General features: G+C 70.0%; 14 protein-coding genes. 9 read left to right on the forward strand and 5 right to left on the reverse strand.

Going from position 1 to position 14,174, the window contains the following annotated elements:
- The first annotated feature begins 133 nt into the window (after positions 1 to 133).
- The 4 genes from JHW38_RS18555 (at position 134) to JHW38_RS18570 (ending at position 2,803) form a co-directional block, all read left to right on the forward strand.
- Positions 134 to 985 (forward strand): response regulator, encoded by an 852-nt coding sequence (locus tag JHW38_RS18555; protein WP_207522793.1) that lies wholly within the window; start codon positions 134 to 136, stop codon positions 983 to 985.
- Positions 982 to 1,686 (forward strand): uracil-DNA glycosylase, encoded by a 705-nt coding sequence (ung, locus tag JHW38_RS18560; RefSeq protein ID WP_207522794.1) that lies wholly within the window; start codon positions 982 to 984, stop codon positions 1,684 to 1,686. The genes JHW38_RS18555 and ung overlap by 4 nt, the downstream gene beginning before the upstream one ends.
- 294 nt (positions 1,687 to 1,980) lie before the next feature.
- The gene (locus tag JHW38_RS18565) at positions 1,981 to 2,139 is read left to right on the forward strand and encodes a hypothetical protein (RefSeq protein ID WP_207522795.1); all 159 of its coding nucleotides are present in this window, start codon (positions 1,981 to 1,983) and stop codon (positions 2,137 to 2,139) included.
- A gap of 469 nt (positions 2,140 to 2,608) precedes the next feature.
- Positions 2,609 to 2,803, forward strand: a complete 195-nt coding sequence (locus tag JHW38_RS18570) for a hypothetical protein (protein WP_207522796.1) — start codon at positions 2,609 to 2,611, stop codon at positions 2,801 to 2,803.
- 156 nt (positions 2,804 to 2,959) lie between these two features.
- Here JHW38_RS18570 and JHW38_RS18575 read toward each other — a convergent pair whose 3' ends face one another.
- On the reverse strand, positions 2,960 to 3,814 hold the full coding sequence (locus JHW38_RS18575) for a LysR substrate-binding domain-containing protein (RefSeq protein ID WP_207522797.1): 855 nt from the start codon (positions 3,812 to 3,814) through the stop codon (positions 2,960 to 2,962).
- Positions 3,815 to 3,916: 102 nt separating this feature from the next.
- On the opposite strand from JHW38_RS18575, the gene JHW38_RS18580 reads away from it, so the two are divergent.
- Positions 3,917 to 4,372 carry a tautomerase family protein gene (locus JHW38_RS18580; protein ID WP_207522798.1) on the forward strand — a complete coding sequence of 152 codons (456 nt, stop codon included), beginning with the start codon at positions 3,917 to 3,919 and terminating at the stop codon, positions 4,370 to 4,372.
- 98 nt (positions 4,373 to 4,470) lie between these two features.
- Here JHW38_RS18580 and gcvA read toward each other — a convergent pair whose 3' ends face one another.
- Positions 4,471 to 5,379, reverse strand: coding sequence for a transcriptional regulator GcvA (gcvA, locus tag JHW38_RS18585; RefSeq protein ID WP_207522799.1), 909 nt, complete (start codon positions 5,377 to 5,379; stop codon positions 4,471 to 4,473).
- 135 nt (positions 5,380 to 5,514) lie between these two features.
- Here gcvA and JHW38_RS18590 point away from each other — a divergent pair, with 135 nt between their 5' ends.
- Positions 5,515 to 6,207: an FMN-dependent NADH-azoreductase gene (locus tag JHW38_RS18590; protein WP_207522800.1), complete on the forward strand. Its 693-nt coding sequence runs from the start codon at positions 5,515 to 5,517 to the stop codon at positions 6,205 to 6,207.
- 319 nt (positions 6,208 to 6,526) lie between these two features.
- On the forward strand, positions 6,527 to 7,390 hold the full coding sequence (locus JHW38_RS18595) for an EcsC family protein (RefSeq protein WP_207522801.1): 864 nt from the start codon (positions 6,527 to 6,529) through the stop codon (positions 7,388 to 7,390).
- Positions 7,391 to 7,692: 302 nt separating this feature from the next.
- Here JHW38_RS18595 and JHW38_RS18600 read toward each other — a convergent pair whose 3' ends face one another.
- Together JHW38_RS18600 and JHW38_RS18605 are read right to left on the reverse strand one after the other, a co-directional pair.
- A complete protein-coding gene (locus JHW38_RS18600; RefSeq protein ID WP_207522802.1) occupies positions 7,693 to 9,000 on the reverse strand; it encodes a sensor histidine kinase in 1,308 nt (435 codons plus the stop codon).
- A complete protein-coding gene (locus JHW38_RS18605) occupies positions 8,984 to 9,697 on the reverse strand; it encodes a response regulator transcription factor (RefSeq protein WP_207522803.1) in 714 nt (237 codons plus the stop codon). Before JHW38_RS18605 ends, JHW38_RS18600 begins: the two co-directional genes overlap by 17 nt.
- 342 nt (positions 9,698 to 10,039) lie before the next feature.
- On the opposite strand from JHW38_RS18605, the gene JHW38_RS18610 reads away from it, so the two are divergent.
- Together JHW38_RS18610 and JHW38_RS18615 are read left to right on the forward strand one after the other, a co-directional pair.
- On the forward strand, positions 10,040 to 10,846 hold the full coding sequence (locus JHW38_RS18610) for a phosphatase PAP2 family protein (RefSeq protein WP_428995259.1): 807 nt from the start codon (positions 10,040 to 10,042) through the stop codon (positions 10,844 to 10,846).
- The gene (locus tag JHW38_RS18615) at positions 10,843 to 12,504 is read left to right on the forward strand and encodes a phosphoethanolamine transferase (protein WP_207522804.1); all 1,662 of its coding nucleotides are present in this window, start codon (positions 10,843 to 10,845) and stop codon (positions 12,502 to 12,504) included. The genes JHW38_RS18610 and JHW38_RS18615 overlap by 4 nt, the downstream gene beginning before the upstream one ends.
- Positions 12,505 to 12,622: 118 nt before the next feature.
- On the opposite strand, the gene JHW38_RS18620 is transcribed toward JHW38_RS18615, so the two are convergent.
- Positions 12,623 to 13,888, reverse strand: a complete 1,266-nt coding sequence (locus JHW38_RS18620; protein WP_207522805.1) for a patatin-like phospholipase family protein — start codon at positions 13,886 to 13,888, stop codon at positions 12,623 to 12,625.
- Positions 13,889 to 14,174 lie beyond the last annotated feature (286 nt).

Here is a 14,174-nt window from a genome sequence, read left to right on the forward strand (position 1 = left end):
ATTCGTGCCGCGCAAGACTCGGAATCCGACCCCGCTTGCGCCTAGAATCGGAATTCCCCCGCACGACCCGCGTCGCGCACCGCTGCGGCCGCCCCGGCTGCCGCCGGCGCGTCCGCAGACGCCAAGGCCCCGTATGCACAGCCAGAACCTGCGACATTTCGACAACACCGCGCCGCGGGTGATGGTGGTGGACGGCTCCAAGCTGGTGCGCAAGCTCATCGCCGACGTGCTGATGCGCGAGCTGCCGAACGCGCGCCTGGTCCAGTGCGGCAACATCATCGAGGCCAAGCTCGCGCTCGACCACGGCGAAGTCGATCTGGTCACCACCTCGCTGGTGCTGCCCGACGGCGACGGCATCGCCCTGGCGCGCGCGGTGCGCGAGGCCGCCGGCCAGGCCTATGTGCCGGTGATCGTGGTCTCCGGCGACGCCCAGGCGCATCTGGAAGCGCGCCGCTTCACCGAAGACGTCACCGACTATTTCGACAAATCGCTGGGCCCGGCCGCGCTGGCCGAATTCATCCGCGGCTACGTGCAGCCGCAGCCGATTCCCGGCGCGCGCGTGCTCTACGTCGAAGACAGCCGGGTGGTCGCGGTGGCGACCAAGCGCATGCTCGAACGCCACGCGTTGCAGGTGTTGCATTTCATCGGCGTGGAAGAAGCGCTCGAACATCTGGAAGCGCATCGCGCCAGCGGCCGCGACGGCGGCGATGCGGGGGCCGATCTGGTGTTGACCGATGTGTATTTGAAGGGCGAGCTGGGTGGGAAAGACCTGCTCGCCAGACTCCGTAATGACTTCGCTTACGGCAAACGGCGTCTGCCGGTGTTGGTGATGACCGGCGACGCCAACCGAGACAACCAGAGCGAACTGCTGCGCGCCGGCGCCAACGATCTGGTGCTCAAGCCGATCGAGGAGCGGCTGCTGGTGACCAAGACCTTGTTCCAGTTGCGCCTGACGCGCATCGGCGAAACGGCGGCGACGGCATGACCGACGGCGACCGCGACATCAAGCTCGATCCGTCCTGGAAATCGCGCATCGGCGATTGGTTCGGGCGCGAGGACATGCAGGCGCTGTCGCGCTTCCTGCGCGAACGCAAGGCGGCCGGCGCGCGGATCTTCCCGCCCGGTCCGCAGATCTTCTCCGCGTTCGACGCCACGCCGTTCGACCAGACCAAGGTGGTGATCCTCGGCCAGGATCCGTACCACGGCTACGGCCAGGCCCACGGTCTGTGCTTCTCGGTCCAGCCCGGCGTGCCGGTGCCGCCGTCGCTGGACAACATCTTCAAGGAAATCCACCGCGACCTCGGCCTCGCCCGGCCCGATCACGGCTGCCTGCTGCCGTGGGCGAAGCAGGGCGTGCTGCTGCTCAACGCCGTGCTGACCGTCGAGGAAGGCCGCGCCGGCGCGCACCAGGGCAAGGGCTGGGAAGGCTTCACCGATCACGCCGTCGACGTGCTCAACCGCGAGCGCGAAGGCCTGGTGTTCCTGCTGTGGGGCAGCTACGCCCAGGCCAAGGGCAAGGTCATCGACCCGCGCCGCCACCGCGTGCTCAAGGCGCCGCATCCCTCGCCGCTGTCGGCGCATCGCGGCTTCATCGGCTGCGGCCATTTCTCCGCCGCCAACGAATACCTCGCGCGCCAGGGGCAGGCGCCGATCGACTGGGCCTTGCCGCCGCGCAGCGCACTGTAAGCCGCGTTCGCGCCGTGGCGCAGCGCCGTTGGCGCGGCGCCGCCGCATTCGGACATCGCCGTTGCGCGCGCGCCTGGCGTTCCCGGCCCGCGCGGCGGGCGGGCGTTCGCGGGGCGTTGCGACTGCGCGCCCGACGCTGCGAATGGCGAGGCGGCGCGCCCCTTTGAAACTTGCAGGTGCCGGGCCGAATCGCCCGGCCCCCGCGTCGTGCCCGAATGCCGCGCTTGCGGCGCGGCGGCCGTGGCCCGGCCCGTCGGTCGCATGTGCCTGCGAAGCGTCACGGATGCCTTGCGAATGAAGAAAATCGGCTCAGACACGTCTGAATTATTGCGTGCCGGCTCTGATGCGGCCGCTTTTCGCAAAGTGATTTCGGTCGCATTTATGTGGGCGTATTGCATTGATAAGCGCCGCGAAAAGGAAGAAATCTGGCCTTTCCACCTATCGGTGCGCTGATTCCGCAGTTTTCGGCCTGCGAAAAGATCGCGCGTCGCGAGTCCGCCGATGTCCTGACCCCCCAGGTTTCTCCGATGGGGGAAGGTGTCAGAAGTCGGAGGTGCCGAGTGGTCGCTGTCAGGCGCTCGCACCCGCTGCAGGGAGCAGGTGAAGTGATCAGGCAATCCACGCGATGTGTACGGTCAGGCGCATTCCACATGCCTGGGGCGTGGTGTTTCGGCACTTCGAACGCGCCGGCCGTCGAGGCTCCGGTGTCTCTCTCCCCTTGCTGGCGTCGCGGTTGTGCGGCGGCTTCTTCCAGGTTCGCGGCCACGGCCGCGAACGCGGGCGGCACGGCAGCCGTCCGACGATCGCGCCGGTCAACCGGCGCGCGCTTCGCCGCATCCGCCGCGCGTTCCCGCGCCGGCGGCGGCGATTCCCCTCGAGCGACTTACTTCAAGGTGATCCCATGAAAGAGACCCGGCGTCGTATGACCCTCAACCTGGCCGGCTGCGAAATGCAGTTCCTCGAAGAACTGTGCGTCCGCAAGGGCGTCAGCAAGACCGCGGCGATCCGCCAGGCGCTGCGCCTGTATCAAGTGGTCGAAGACCGCGCCGACAAAGGCAAGAAGATGTTCTTCGTCGACAACAGCACCAAGGAGCGCTCCGAACTGATGTTGTTGTGACCGCGGCGGGAGCGTTCCTTCCGTCCGCGCGCCGCCGCCGGCCCGCCGCATGCGCAAGCAGCGGCGGGCGGCCGATGCTCGAACCTTGCGGTATTCCAGGCCTCATCGCTCGTACGCGTCGCCCGCATGCGCTCGCGCGTGCGCGGGCCGCCGCCGTCAGGCGAAGAACGTGCGCACGATCGACGCGGCCTCGTGCAGGGCCTCGGGCGCTTCCTCCGGCGGCGTCAGCAGGCCGAAACCGCAGTCGGGCAGCGGCGGCAGCCGCGGCGACTTGGCGACCGCCAGGCCCGGCCCGATCGCCGAAGCGTTCAGGCAGCCCACGCCCAATCCCGCGCGCAACGCCGCCTGCAGCCCGGCCACGCCGCTGGCCAGATGGGCGATGCGGTGGGCGCTGCGATGGCGTTGCAAACGCTGCACCGCCAGCCCGTGCAGGCCGCAGTCCGGCGGCAGCAGCACCAAAGGCAATTCGATTTCTTCGCGCAGGTCCAGCCCGGGCGCGGCGACCCAGTGCAGGGGCTCGCGCCGCAGCGCCAGGCCGGGCGGACGCGTGCGCGCGCCGCCGGCGTGCAGGACCACGGCCAGATCGTACTGACCTTCGGCATGACCCCGCGCCAGCGCGGCGCTCTGGCCGATGCTGACTTGCAGCCGCAGCTGCGGGCAGCGCCGGCCCAGATGGCCGAGCAGGCCGGCGATCTCGTCGTTGCGGAAGTAGTCGCTGATCGCCAGCCGCGCATCGGTGCGGCGCACCTCGTTGCGTACTTCGTGCAGGGCCAGTTCGCCGAGGGCCAGCAACTGGCGGGCGTGGCCGATCAGGCGCTGGCCGGCCGGAGTGAGGCCGACGCCCTGGCGCGAACGCGACAGCAGCGCGGCGCCGGCGGCGGCTTCGAGCTTCTGCAATTGCTCGCTGACCGCCGATTGCGAGCGGAACACGCGGCCGGCGCCGGCGGAAATGCTGCCGGCCTCGGCGACGGCGACGAAGGCGCGGAGCTGGTCCAGGTCGAGACTGCGCATGGCGGCACCGTTACCGGAATGGCCGATGGATGAGCGCTGATCTTCCCGCTATTCCGATGGATGGCGCAAGCCTATCGTGTGCCTGCATCCCGGGGCCGAGTCATGCCGGCCCGCTACGAGACCGCCGTCATGCCGCATCTGAACCTGCATATCTCCAGCGCCGCCGCCGAATCCGCGCCGGCGCGTTCCGAACTGGCGCGCCGCGCCAGCGCCTTGGTCGCCGACCTTACCGTCGAGGTGCTCGGCAAGCGTCGCGAACTGATCTCGATCGAAGTGCGCTTCATCGAAAGCGAGCTGTGGTTCGTCGGCGGCCGCAGCCTGGACGAGCAGGGCCGCAACTCGTTCTTCCTCGACATCAGCATCACCGACGAGACCAACACCAAGGACGAGAAGGCGCGCTTCATCGAGCAGGCGTACGCGCAATTGGCGGCGCTGATCGGCGAGGTGCACGAGGTGTCCTACATCCACGTCGTCGATGCGCGCGCGGCCGCTTACGGCTATGGCGGCGCGACCCAGGAACACCGCTACCAGGCTGCGTACATCGCTGCGAAGGATTGAGCGGGAGCGGCCGCACCGGGCGCAGAACATCCTGACGCCTGACGCCTGACGCCTGACGCCTGACGCCTGACGCCGCGCGCGCATCGGCGGCGCCGGGCTCAGCCCGGTTCCCCGGCGTCCGCGGCCTGCGCGCGCAGCCAGTCGCGCAAGGCCGACAGTTCCGCCCGCTCCGGCCCCGGCGCCTGCACGAACCAGTGCGGGTAGCCGTCGAGGACCGGCCCGAACGGCTGCACCAACGCGCCGCTGGCCAGATCGTCGGCGACCAGGGCCAACCCCAGCAGCGCCACGCCGTGGCCGGCGATGGCGGCCTGGATCGCGTGGCTTTCGTCGGTGAAGCGCAGCCCGGCATCGATGTCCAGATCGGCCAGTTCGGCCAGGCCGGCGCGCTCGCGCCACAGCCGCCAGGTCGGCGTGTCGGCGGTCGGGTGGCGCCATTCCGAATGCAGCAGGGCGTGGGCGAACAGGTCGCCGGGCTGGCGCAAGTCCAGGCGCGGGCTGCACACCGGCGCGAAGCGGTTTTCGATCAGCGGTTCGGCCTTGAGCCCGGGGTAGGGGCCGCGGCCGTAGCGGATCGCCGCGTCGGCGACGCCGGCGTGCAGGTCGACCGGGTCGTCGGAGGCGTGCAGGCGCAGGTCCAGGTCGGGGCAGGCCTGGCGGAACGAGGCCATGCGCGGCACCAGCCATTTGGCGGTGAACGACAGCGGCGCCGACAGGGTCAGCGCGCGCCGCTGCGCCGGCGCGCGCAGCGCCTCGACCGCGGCGGCGAAGGCGTCGAAGCCGTCGCGCAACACCGGAAACAGGCGCTCGGCGGCGGCGGTAAGGGCGACCCGGCGGGTCTGGCGCTCGAACAGGCGCACGCCGATGTGTTCTTCCAGTGCGCGGATCTGGTGGCTGACCGCGGTCGGAGTGACCGACAGCTCCTGCGCGGCGCGCTTGAAGCTGCGCAACCGCGCCGCGGCTTCGAACGCGCGCAAGGCGCTCAGCGGGGGCAGGCGGCGGCCGGGCATGGATGAGGTCAGCTCACTCGTCGGTTGAGAAATCGGAGTTTGTCGCCCGTTGCAGTGGGTTTCAACATGCATCCCATTCCGGCACGGCGCCGAACAGGCCAAACCGGACTCATCCATAGACTAACGAGCCCCGTCATGACCCGATTGCTCCATATCGATTCCAGTGCCCGCCCCGGCGGGTCCGACACCCACGCCCACGGCTCGCACAGCCGGCGCCTGACGGCGCGCTTCGTGCGCCGCTGGCGCGAGCTGCGCCCCGACGACGAAGTGACCGTGCGCGACGTCGGCCTGCACCCGCCCGCGCCGGTCACCGGCGGCTGGATCCATGCCGCCTTCACCCCGCCCGAGCGGCGCGAGGCGTGGATGCGCGACGCCCTCGCCGAGAGCGACGCGCTGGTCGACGAACTGCTCGCCGCCGACGTCATCGTCGCCGGCGTGCCGATGTACAACTTCGGCATGCCGGCGCAGTTCAAGGCCTGGATCGACAACGTGGTGCGGGTCGGCCGCACCTTCGGCTTCGACCGCGCGCGCCAGGGCGAACCCTACTGGCCGATGCTGTCCGACCACGGCAAGCAACTGGTGCTGCTGAGCTCGCGCGGCGACTACGGCTACGGCCGGGGCGAGCGGTTGGAAGCGATCAACCACGTCGAACCCGGCGTGCTGACACCGATGCGCTATATCGGCATCGTCGAAGCCCACGCCGTAGCCGCGGAGTACGACGAATTCGGCGGCGACCGGCTGCGCGCTTCGCTGGAGCGGGCCGAAGGCGAGGTGGATGCGCTGGTGGAGCGGCTGGTTGCGGAGCGGTCGCTGCGCGAAGCGGCTTGAGCGCGCAATGTCGCGGTGCCTTCCTGTAGGAGCGGCGCAAGCCGCGACCGCGCCACCGCGACTGCGACGAAACCTTCGTCGAATGAAGCAGCTGCATTCGGCCTGTGGTTGCGGCTGGACGGAGATAGCGCGCTTTCGTCGTAATCGCGGTGGCGCGGTCGCGGCTCGCGCCGCTCCTACAGGGGGCAGCCGGGGCGGCGCTGAACGGTTGGGCGGCGCGGGCTTGTAGCCGCGGCTCGCGATCCCTACCTTCGCAAAGTCGCGAACTTTTTCGCGACGGGCCGCCGGCCGCGGATCCGGCGATGCGAGGCGAGAGGCGATGAGCGAGGACGCGCGGTTGTTGGACCATCCGGCCGATGCGGCCGATCTCAAGCGCGCGGTGGCGCTGCTGGAGTCGCCGTCGATCACCGCGCGCATGGCCGCGCTGGCCGGGGCGCCGATCGAGTTCGGCATGTCCAAGCTGCCGAAGTTCGCCCACGAGCGCATCCACAAGATCGTCCACGCGGCGATGCACAAGGCCGCGGCGGTGGCGCTGCGCACGGTCAAGGAGGCGCCGAGCAAGAGCGCTTCGACCAAGACCCACAAGCTGGCCGCGGCGGTGTCGGGCGCGGCCGGCGGCTTGTTCGGTGTGGCCGGGCTGGCGGTGGAGTTGCCGGTGACCACGGTCATCATGATGCGTTCGGTCGCCGACATCGCCCGCAGCGAAGGGTTTTCGCTGTCCGAGCCGTGGGTGCAGGCGGCTTGCGTGGAGGTGTTCGCGTTCGGCGGCAACAGCAAGCGCGACGATGCCGCCGAGTCGGGCTATTACGCCTCGCGCGGAGTGTTGTCGGAGCTGACCAAGAACGCGACCCGCGAGCTGGTGCATCTGGCCGGGCATCGCGGCGCGCACGAGGTCACTCAGGCCTACGCCAAGAAGCAGGCGGCGGCGTGGATGGCCAAGCTGATCGATTCGGTGGCCACGCGCTTCGGCGTGGTCATCACCGAGAAGACCGCGGCGCAGATCGTGCCGGTGATCGGCGCGGCGACGGCGGCGACGATGAATGTGCTGTTCACCAACCACTATCAAGACATGGCGCGCGGGCATTTCATCGTCAAGCGGCTGGAGATGAAGTACGGCGCGGAGGCGGTGGAGCGCGCGTATCGGCAGGTGCGGGCGGGGGTGCCGGCGCTGGAGCAGGCATAGAGCTGGCGCGCGGCGAGCGGGGACAAGAGCGTCGGGCCTGAAGGTTTTTCCACAAGAGCGCATCCGGGCGTCGGGCTTGAAGGTCTTTCCACAAGAGCGCATCCGGGCATCGGGCCTGAAGGCCTTTCCACAAGAGCGCATCCGGGCATCGGGCCTGAAGGTCTTTCCACAAGAGCGCACCCAGGCGTCGGGCCGGCGGTCTTTTCACAACAGCGCATCCAGGCATCGGATCTGAAGACCGTTCCGCAAGAGCGCAACCGCTGTTGCGGGAGGACCTTCAGGCCCGGCGCTTCGTTCTCAGCTCAAGCCGACGCCTTGAGCGACAGCGTCGTGCGCGTGCCGCGCTCGGCCTTGTCGAACCGCAGCGTCCAGCCCAGGTGTTCGCACAAACGCGAGATCAGGTCCAGGCCGATGCCGCCGCCTTCGCGGCCGCCGCGGGCGACGCGGGCGTAGATCGCGCTGATCTCCTCCGGAGTCATGCCGTGGCCCGGGTCGTCGATCACCACGGTGGCGTCGTCCTGCAGGCGGATCGCGATCTCGCCGCGGTCGCTGTTTTCGATCGCGTTGCGCAGCAGGTTGCCGATCGCCGCCTGCACGATCGGCAGCGGCGCCAGGATCTCGCAGCGCGGCAGCGGCGCCAGCGCCAGGGTCAGGTCCTTGTCGCGGGTCAGGTGGCGGTGGTCTTCGACGATTTCCGGCAACAGGTGGTCGAGCGCGACCCGGTCGCTGCTCGCGCTCAGGCGCTTGGGGTCCTTGGCCAGCACCAACAGCAGCGAAATCAGCTGCTCGACGTCGCGCGAGGTGCGGCGGATGCGGTTGAGCTGATGGCGGGTGCCGGCCGGCAGGTCGTTGTGCTCCAGCGCGATTTCGGCGGCGCCGGCGATCACCGAGATCGGCGTGCGCAACTCGTGGCTGGCGCTGTCGATGAAGGCGCGCTCGCGTTCGACGAAGCGGTCGTTGCGCTGCAGGTAGTCGTTGACCGCATCGGCGATCACCACCAGTTCGGAACTGGCCGATTCGGGCACTTCCACGCGCTCGCCGGAACGGTTCGGGCGCAGGCCGCCGATGCGTTGGGCCATGTTCGTCAGCGGCCGCACCAGCCGGTGCACGCCCCAGCCGATGACCACGCACAGCAGCAGCAAGGTGGTGATGGCCGAGCCGGCGATGGTCAGGGCGAGGTCGAACTCGCGGTGCTCCATGTCGTCGATGTCCAACGCCAGGGTCAGGCGGCGGCCGTCGACGTCGCGCACCAGGGTCACGTACTCGACCCCGGCGACCACCACTTCGTCGTGCACGCCCGGCGGCAGCGCTGCCAGCTCGCGCGGCGGCGGGCGGGTGGCGCTGTCGTACAGCGACAGCGCCTGGGTGTCGCTCCAGCGGTAGTCCGGATCGCCGCGGCTGCGCTCGACGAAGTAATCCATCTCGGTGTTCATCAATGACGTCCACACCAGATGCTCGGCGTGTTCGTTGACGAAGAAGCCCTGCACCACCACCGCGATCGACAGCAGCGCGGTGTAGCCGAACAGGCCGAGCAGGATGCGCTGGCGCAGGCTCGAGCGCGCCGGCGTCCGCGCCGGCGGCGCGGCGGCGCGGTCAGGCGGGGTTGCCATCGGCCTCGTGATCGCCGGAGTCGGCCGGCACCGCCAGGCGATAGCCCACGCGCGGCAGGGTCTGGATCAGCTTGACCGGGTACGGCCCGTCGACCGCGCGGCGCAGTTCGTAGATATGCGAGCGCAGCATGTCGCCGTCGGGCGGGCTGTCGCCCCACAGCGCGTGTTCCAGGCGTTCGCGGGTGACCGCGCCGGGGCTGGACTGCATCAGCACCTCGAGCAGCTTGCGGCAGGCCGGGTACAGGTGCAGCGAGCGGCCGCCGCGGCTGACTTCCAGGGTGGTCAGGTCGAGCTTGAGGTCGGCGACCTGCAGCAGCTTGCTGCGGCCGCGGCCGGCGGCGCGCGCGGCCAGCGCTTCCAGCCGCACTTCCAGTTCGGGCAGGGCGAAGGGTTTGGTCAGGTAGTCGTCGGCGCCGGCGCGGAAGCCGGCGATCTTGTCGGGCAGTTCGTCGCGCGCGGTCAGCATCAGCACCGGCACGTCGGAACCGGCTTCCTCGCGCAGGCTGCGCAGCACCTCGCGGCCGTCCAGGCGCGGCAGCATCCAGTCCAGCACGATCGCGTCGTAGCGCTGGGTCACCGCCAGGTGCAGGCCGGTGGGCCCGTCGGGCGCCGCGTCGAGGGTGTAGCCGCGCGCTTCGAAGTAATCGAAGAGGTTGGCCACCAGGTTGCGATTGTCTTCCACCACCAACAGGCGCATGCGCCGGTTCTCCTGCCGCAGACGCGGTCTGAACTGAGTGTGCCTCATGCCTGCGGCGAGAGGTCTTGCCGAACGAAGGGTGAGCGCGGCTCCCCGGGTCCCCGGCGCAGACCGGCACTGTGGCTACGGTGGCGTCGGAACCCCGTCGGAACAAGGGGCGAGCCCACCGAATCTGAACGAAATGCGGCCAAAAACGCGCGGTTTCCCCCGTTTAACGCGCCGCCAACCCGGTTCCGACCGCTCTCCGACAGCGCTGTTTCGATCATCGCCGGCAATCCTCCCGGCCGTTGTGTGGCCGCCGCGCGGATTTCTCACGTCCGCTCACGAGCCCCGTTGCCGTCGATGAATCGCTCCGTTTCCAGGCCGCTCGCCGCGGCCGCTGCGCGGCCTGCCGCGTTGCCCGTCGTACTGCCCGGCGTCGCCGCCGGCGTTCCCGCGCGCCGCTTCCTGCTGCGCCACGCGCTGTGGCCGCTGCTCGCGCTGGTAGCGCTGTCGGCATGGAGCATGGGGCTGGGCGGCGATTTCTGGCTGGCCGACCGCCTGTTCGTCTTGCAGGGCGGCCGCTGGGCGCTGCAGAACGCCTACCTGACCGAGCACGTGATCCACCGCTTCGGCCGCGACGCGAGCACCGTCGCCTGGCTCGGCGCGTTCGCCTTGTGGCTGTTCGCGCGTTCGCGCCCGGCGCTGTCCGAATGGCGCCGGCCGCTGGCCTATCTGCTGCTGGCGACGCTGCTGGCGGTGTCGCTGGTGTCGGGGCTGAAGTCGCTGACCAACATGGACTGCCCCTGGGACCTGAGCCGTTACGGCGGCGAAGTCGCTTTCTACGGCCTGTTCGATGCGCGTCCGGCCGGCCTGGACCGCGGCGTGTGCTTCCCCGCCGGCCATGCCAGCGGCGGCTACGCCTGGGTCGCGTTGTATTTCTTCTTCCTGCAAGTGCGGCCGCGGCTGCGCTGGCTGGGTCTGGCGGCCGGCTTGAGCGTCGGCGCGCTGTTCGGCTTCTCGCAGCAGCTGCGCGGCGCGCACTTCCTCTCGCACGACGTGTGGACGCTGGCGATCGCCTGGTTCGTGGCGCTGACCCTGTATCTGGCTATGGCCCGGCGCGAACCGGCGCCGGCGGCGCGCCCGGCGCTGCAAGGAGCCGGCCGATGAGCACCGTCGTCCGTTCCCAGTTGCGCTGGCCGGCGTGGTTGTCGTACCGGCCCACGCTCAGCGTCGAAACCATCGTCGTCGTCGCCAGCGTGTTCTTCGCCGCGTTCGCCAACAACGCGTTCTGGCGCGCGGCCTCGGCCGCGGGCGCGTTCGCCGACGCCCACGGCGCCTGGGTCGCGGTGTGCGTGTTCGCCGCGGTCGTCGCGATCACGTCGCTGTTGCTGGGCGTGCTGCTCAACCGCTGGACGGTCAAGCCGCTGCTGACGGTGTTGCTGCTCGTCACCGCCGGCGCGGCCCATTTCATGAGCCAGTATGGCGTGTATCTGGACACCGGCATGATCCGCAACGTGCTGCAGTCCGACGGCAAGGAGTCGGCGGAGCTGTTCACCGCCGGCCTGATCCTGCCGCTGCTGCTGTACGGCGTGCTGCCGGCGGTGTTGCTGTGGCGGGTGCAGGTCAAGACGCGGCCGCTGGCGCGCGCGCTGCTGGTCCGGCTGGGCTTGCTGACCGCGTCGCTGGCGCTGGCCGGGCTGGCGCTGCTGGGTTCGTACCAGGACATCTCGGCGCTGCTGCGCAATCACAAGGAAATGCGGCATCTGGTAACGCCGGCCAATTACCTGGTGTCGATCGCGCGGGTGGCGCTGGACGATTCGGCCTCGCGCGTGCGCGGCCGCGCGCCGATCGGCACCGACGCGCGCGTCGCCGCCGCGCGCACCGCCAGCCCGAAACCGCGCCTGCTGGTGCTGGTGGTCGGCGAAACCGTGCGCGCGCAGAACTGGGGCCTCAACGGCTACGAGCGCCAGACCACGCCGGAGCTGGCGCGGATCGCGCCGATCAATTTCCCCGACACGACCGCCTGCGGCAGCAGCACCGAGGTGTCGGTGCCGTGCATGTTCTCGCCGTACGGCCGCGCCAACTACGACAAGCGCCGCATCCAGGGTTCGGAATCGCTGCTCAACGTGCTCGAGTACGCCGGCATCCAGACCCTGTGGCGCGACAACCAGACCGGCTGCAAGAACGTGTGCAAGGGGCTGGCGTTCGAATCGTTCGAACACGCCAACGATCCCAAGTTCTGCGGTCCCGACGGCTGCTTCGACGAGGTCATGCTCGGCGGCCTGCGCGAGCGCATCGGCGCCAAGCCGGGCGACGCGGTGGTGGTGCTGCACCAGCTGGGCAACCACGGGCCGGCCTATTTCCGCCGCTACCCCGAGCGCCTGCGCCGCTGGACGCCGACCTGCGACACCAACGAACTGGGCCAGTGCGACCGCGAGCAGATCGTCAACGCCTACGACAATGCGGTGATGGCGACCGACGAGTTCCTCGCCCGCACGATCCGTTACCTGGCCGAGGACAGCTCGCGCGACACCGCGATGATCTATCTGTCCGATCACGGCGAGTCGCTCGGCGAGAACGGGCTGTACCTGCACGGCGTACCGTACGCGATCGCGCCCAAGACCCAGACCAAGGTGCCGATGGTGATGTGGTTCTCGCCGGGCTTCGCGGCCTCGCGCGGCCTGGACCTGCAGTGCCTGCGCGCGGAATCGGCGAAGCCGGCCAGTCAGGACAACCTGTTCCATTCGGTGCTGGGCTTGATGCAGGTGGAGACCAGCGTTTATCAGAAGCCGATGGATCTGTTTGCGCCTTGCGTGAAGGCGTAAGTATCGACGCAGTTTAGTTGTCGCGGTCGCGGCTCGCGCCGCTCCTACATGAGCTACCTGTAGGAGCGGCGCGAGCCGCGACCGCGTCAATGCGACAACGACGAACCCCGCCTCCGCGCTAACTCGCCCCCCACCAGCGCCGATGCAGCACCCGCGCATGGCTGCGCCGCAGCCACCGGCGCACCCGGCTCTCGTCGGCGCGTTCGAGATACGGCCACGCCGCCGGCGCCGCGTCCGAAACCCAGCCGTTCTGCCGCCACAACGCATCGTGCGCGGCGAAATAGCCGTGGTTGACCAGCACCTCGAACTCGACGTCGAGGAAGCGGTCCAGATCGGTGCGCAGGCGCCCGAGCACGTCGCGCACCAGCGCCGGGCTGTAGCCGTCGGCGCCTTCGTCGCGGTAGCCGGTCAGGCTCCAGTACACGCCGATCAGCGCGCCGCTTTCGGCCTGGCCGAAGAACAGCCGCTTGCGCAGCGCTTCGGCCTGGTTGCTCATGACCTGGGTGTAGCGCAGCAGCCGCGACAGCCACCAGCGCTTGCTCTCGAACACGAACGGGCCGCCGGCGTCGGACACCAGCACCTCGCGGTAACGGCGCAGACTGGGTTCGGTGGCGAGGTTGTCGTAGACGCCGCCGTCGCTGAGCTCGATGCGCGCGCGCAGCTCGTCGCCGTCGTCGCCGCGGTAATCGCCGCGCTGGTAGTCGCCCGGCGCGGCCTCGAAGCGGACCGGGCCGAACACCGGCGGGAAGCACGAAGACGCGGCGACCGCGCAGCTCAGCCGCACCCGCCGCGCGCCGTCGCGCAGATAGCCGGCGAGGTAGTCGCCGACGCGGCGGCGCGAGAATTCCCAGTTGACGCCGAAGGTCAGGTCGCTGGCGCAGAACACGAACGACGGCGATTCCGGCAGTTCGTCGAGGTGGCGTTCGCCGAACGCGCGTATGTAGCCGCGTTCGAGCAGGCCGATGCGCCACGACGGCTTGAGCCAGTTGAACGGCAGCGTCGCCAGCACCGGCCAGGTGCGCAGGTCGCGCGCGGCGACTTCGCGGAAGGGTTCGACCACGACCGCGCGGAAGTCGATGCGGTCGCTCCACGCGGCGAAGCTTTCGTCGCCGTCGCGGCGGGTGTCGAGGTAGCGGCAGGCCAGCCAGGCCGAGACGATGCTGCCGCCTGAGACCGAGCTGATCAGGCTCAGGCCGGCGAGCAGGCCGGCCTCGTGCAGGCGCAGCAGCCCGCCGAGGTGGAACAGCGCGGCGCGGTAGCCGCCGCCGGACAGGCACAGCGCGCGGCCTTCGCGCTGATTGACGCCGCTGTGCGCGGCCAGTTCGGCGCGGCGCGCCTCGCGCCGCACGCGCAGGCGCTCGAGTTCGACGTCGGTGCTTTGCATGGGGGAGGCCTCGCTCGCGGGCGGCGCGCGGATGCGCCGCGGGGCAGTCGGCCATTTTGCGCGGACGGCGTCTCCCAGGCTGTGACCGGGGCGTCGGCGCTGCGCGCTCCGGCCTCGCCACAGGGGAGGGGAGGCCGGAGCGCCCGCGTTGTGCGTGCGGCCGCGCGGGGCGGCCAAGAGCGGATGTCGGTGGGTTCCGGCTTTCGCCGGAACGAGATGGAGTTGAGGCGGCCCGGTTTGTCTTGAGATTGCGTTTGTTGAGGTCGCGCGGTTCGTCTGGGGCGTG

Source organism: Lysobacter enzymogenes (assembly GCF_017355525.1).
GTDB lineage: Bacteria > Pseudomonadota > Gammaproteobacteria > Xanthomonadales > Xanthomonadaceae > Lysobacter > Lysobacter enzymogenes_C.

What these genes read in the sequence shown, in the direction of transcription:
- JHW38_RS18555 (WP_207522793.1), top strand. Translation starts at nt 134, where the DNA reads ATGCACAGCCAGAACCTGCGACATTTCGACAACACCGCGCCGCGGGTG.
- ung (WP_207522794.1), top strand. Translation starts at nt 982, where the DNA reads ATGACCGACGGCGACCGCGACATCAAGCTCGATCCGTCCTGGAAATCG.
- JHW38_RS18565 (WP_207522795.1), top strand. Translation starts at nt 1,981, where the DNA reads ATGAAGAAAATCGGCTCAGACACGTCTGAATTATTGCGTGCCGGCTCT.
- JHW38_RS18570 (WP_207522796.1), top strand. Translation starts at nt 2,609, where the DNA reads ATGACCCTCAACCTGGCCGGCTGCGAAATGCAGTTCCTCGAAGAACTG.
- JHW38_RS18575 (WP_207522797.1), bottom strand. Translation starts at nt 3,814, where the DNA reads ATGCGCAGTCTCGACCTGGACCAGCTCCGCGCCTTCGTCGCCGTCGCC.
- JHW38_RS18580 (WP_207522798.1), top strand. Translation starts at nt 3,917, where the DNA reads ATGCCGGCCCGCTACGAGACCGCCGTCATGCCGCATCTGAACCTGCAT.
- gcvA (WP_207522799.1), bottom strand. Translation starts at nt 5,379, where the DNA reads ATGCCCGGCCGCCGCCTGCCCCCGCTGAGCGCCTTGCGCGCGTTCGAA.
- JHW38_RS18590 (WP_207522800.1), top strand. Translation starts at nt 5,515, where the DNA reads ATGACCCGATTGCTCCATATCGATTCCAGTGCCCGCCCCGGCGGGTCC.
- JHW38_RS18595 (WP_207522801.1), top strand. Translation starts at nt 6,527, where the DNA reads ATGAGCGAGGACGCGCGGTTGTTGGACCATCCGGCCGATGCGGCCGAT.
- JHW38_RS18600 (WP_207522802.1), bottom strand. Translation starts at nt 9,000, where the DNA reads ATGGCAACCCCGCCTGACCGCGCCGCCGCGCCGCCGGCGCGGACGCCG.
- JHW38_RS18605 (WP_207522803.1), bottom strand. Translation starts at nt 9,697, where the DNA reads ATGCGCCTGTTGGTGGTGGAAGACAATCGCAACCTGGTGGCCAACCTC.
- JHW38_RS18610 (WP_428995259.1), top strand. Translation starts at nt 10,040, where the DNA reads ATGAATCGCTCCGTTTCCAGGCCGCTCGCCGCGGCCGCTGCGCGGCCT.
- JHW38_RS18615 (WP_207522804.1), top strand. Translation starts at nt 10,843, where the DNA reads ATGAGCACCGTCGTCCGTTCCCAGTTGCGCTGGCCGGCGTGGTTGTCG.
- JHW38_RS18620 (WP_207522805.1), bottom strand. Translation starts at nt 13,888, where the DNA reads ATGCAAAGCACCGACGTCGAACTCGAGCGCCTGCGCGTGCGGCGCGAG.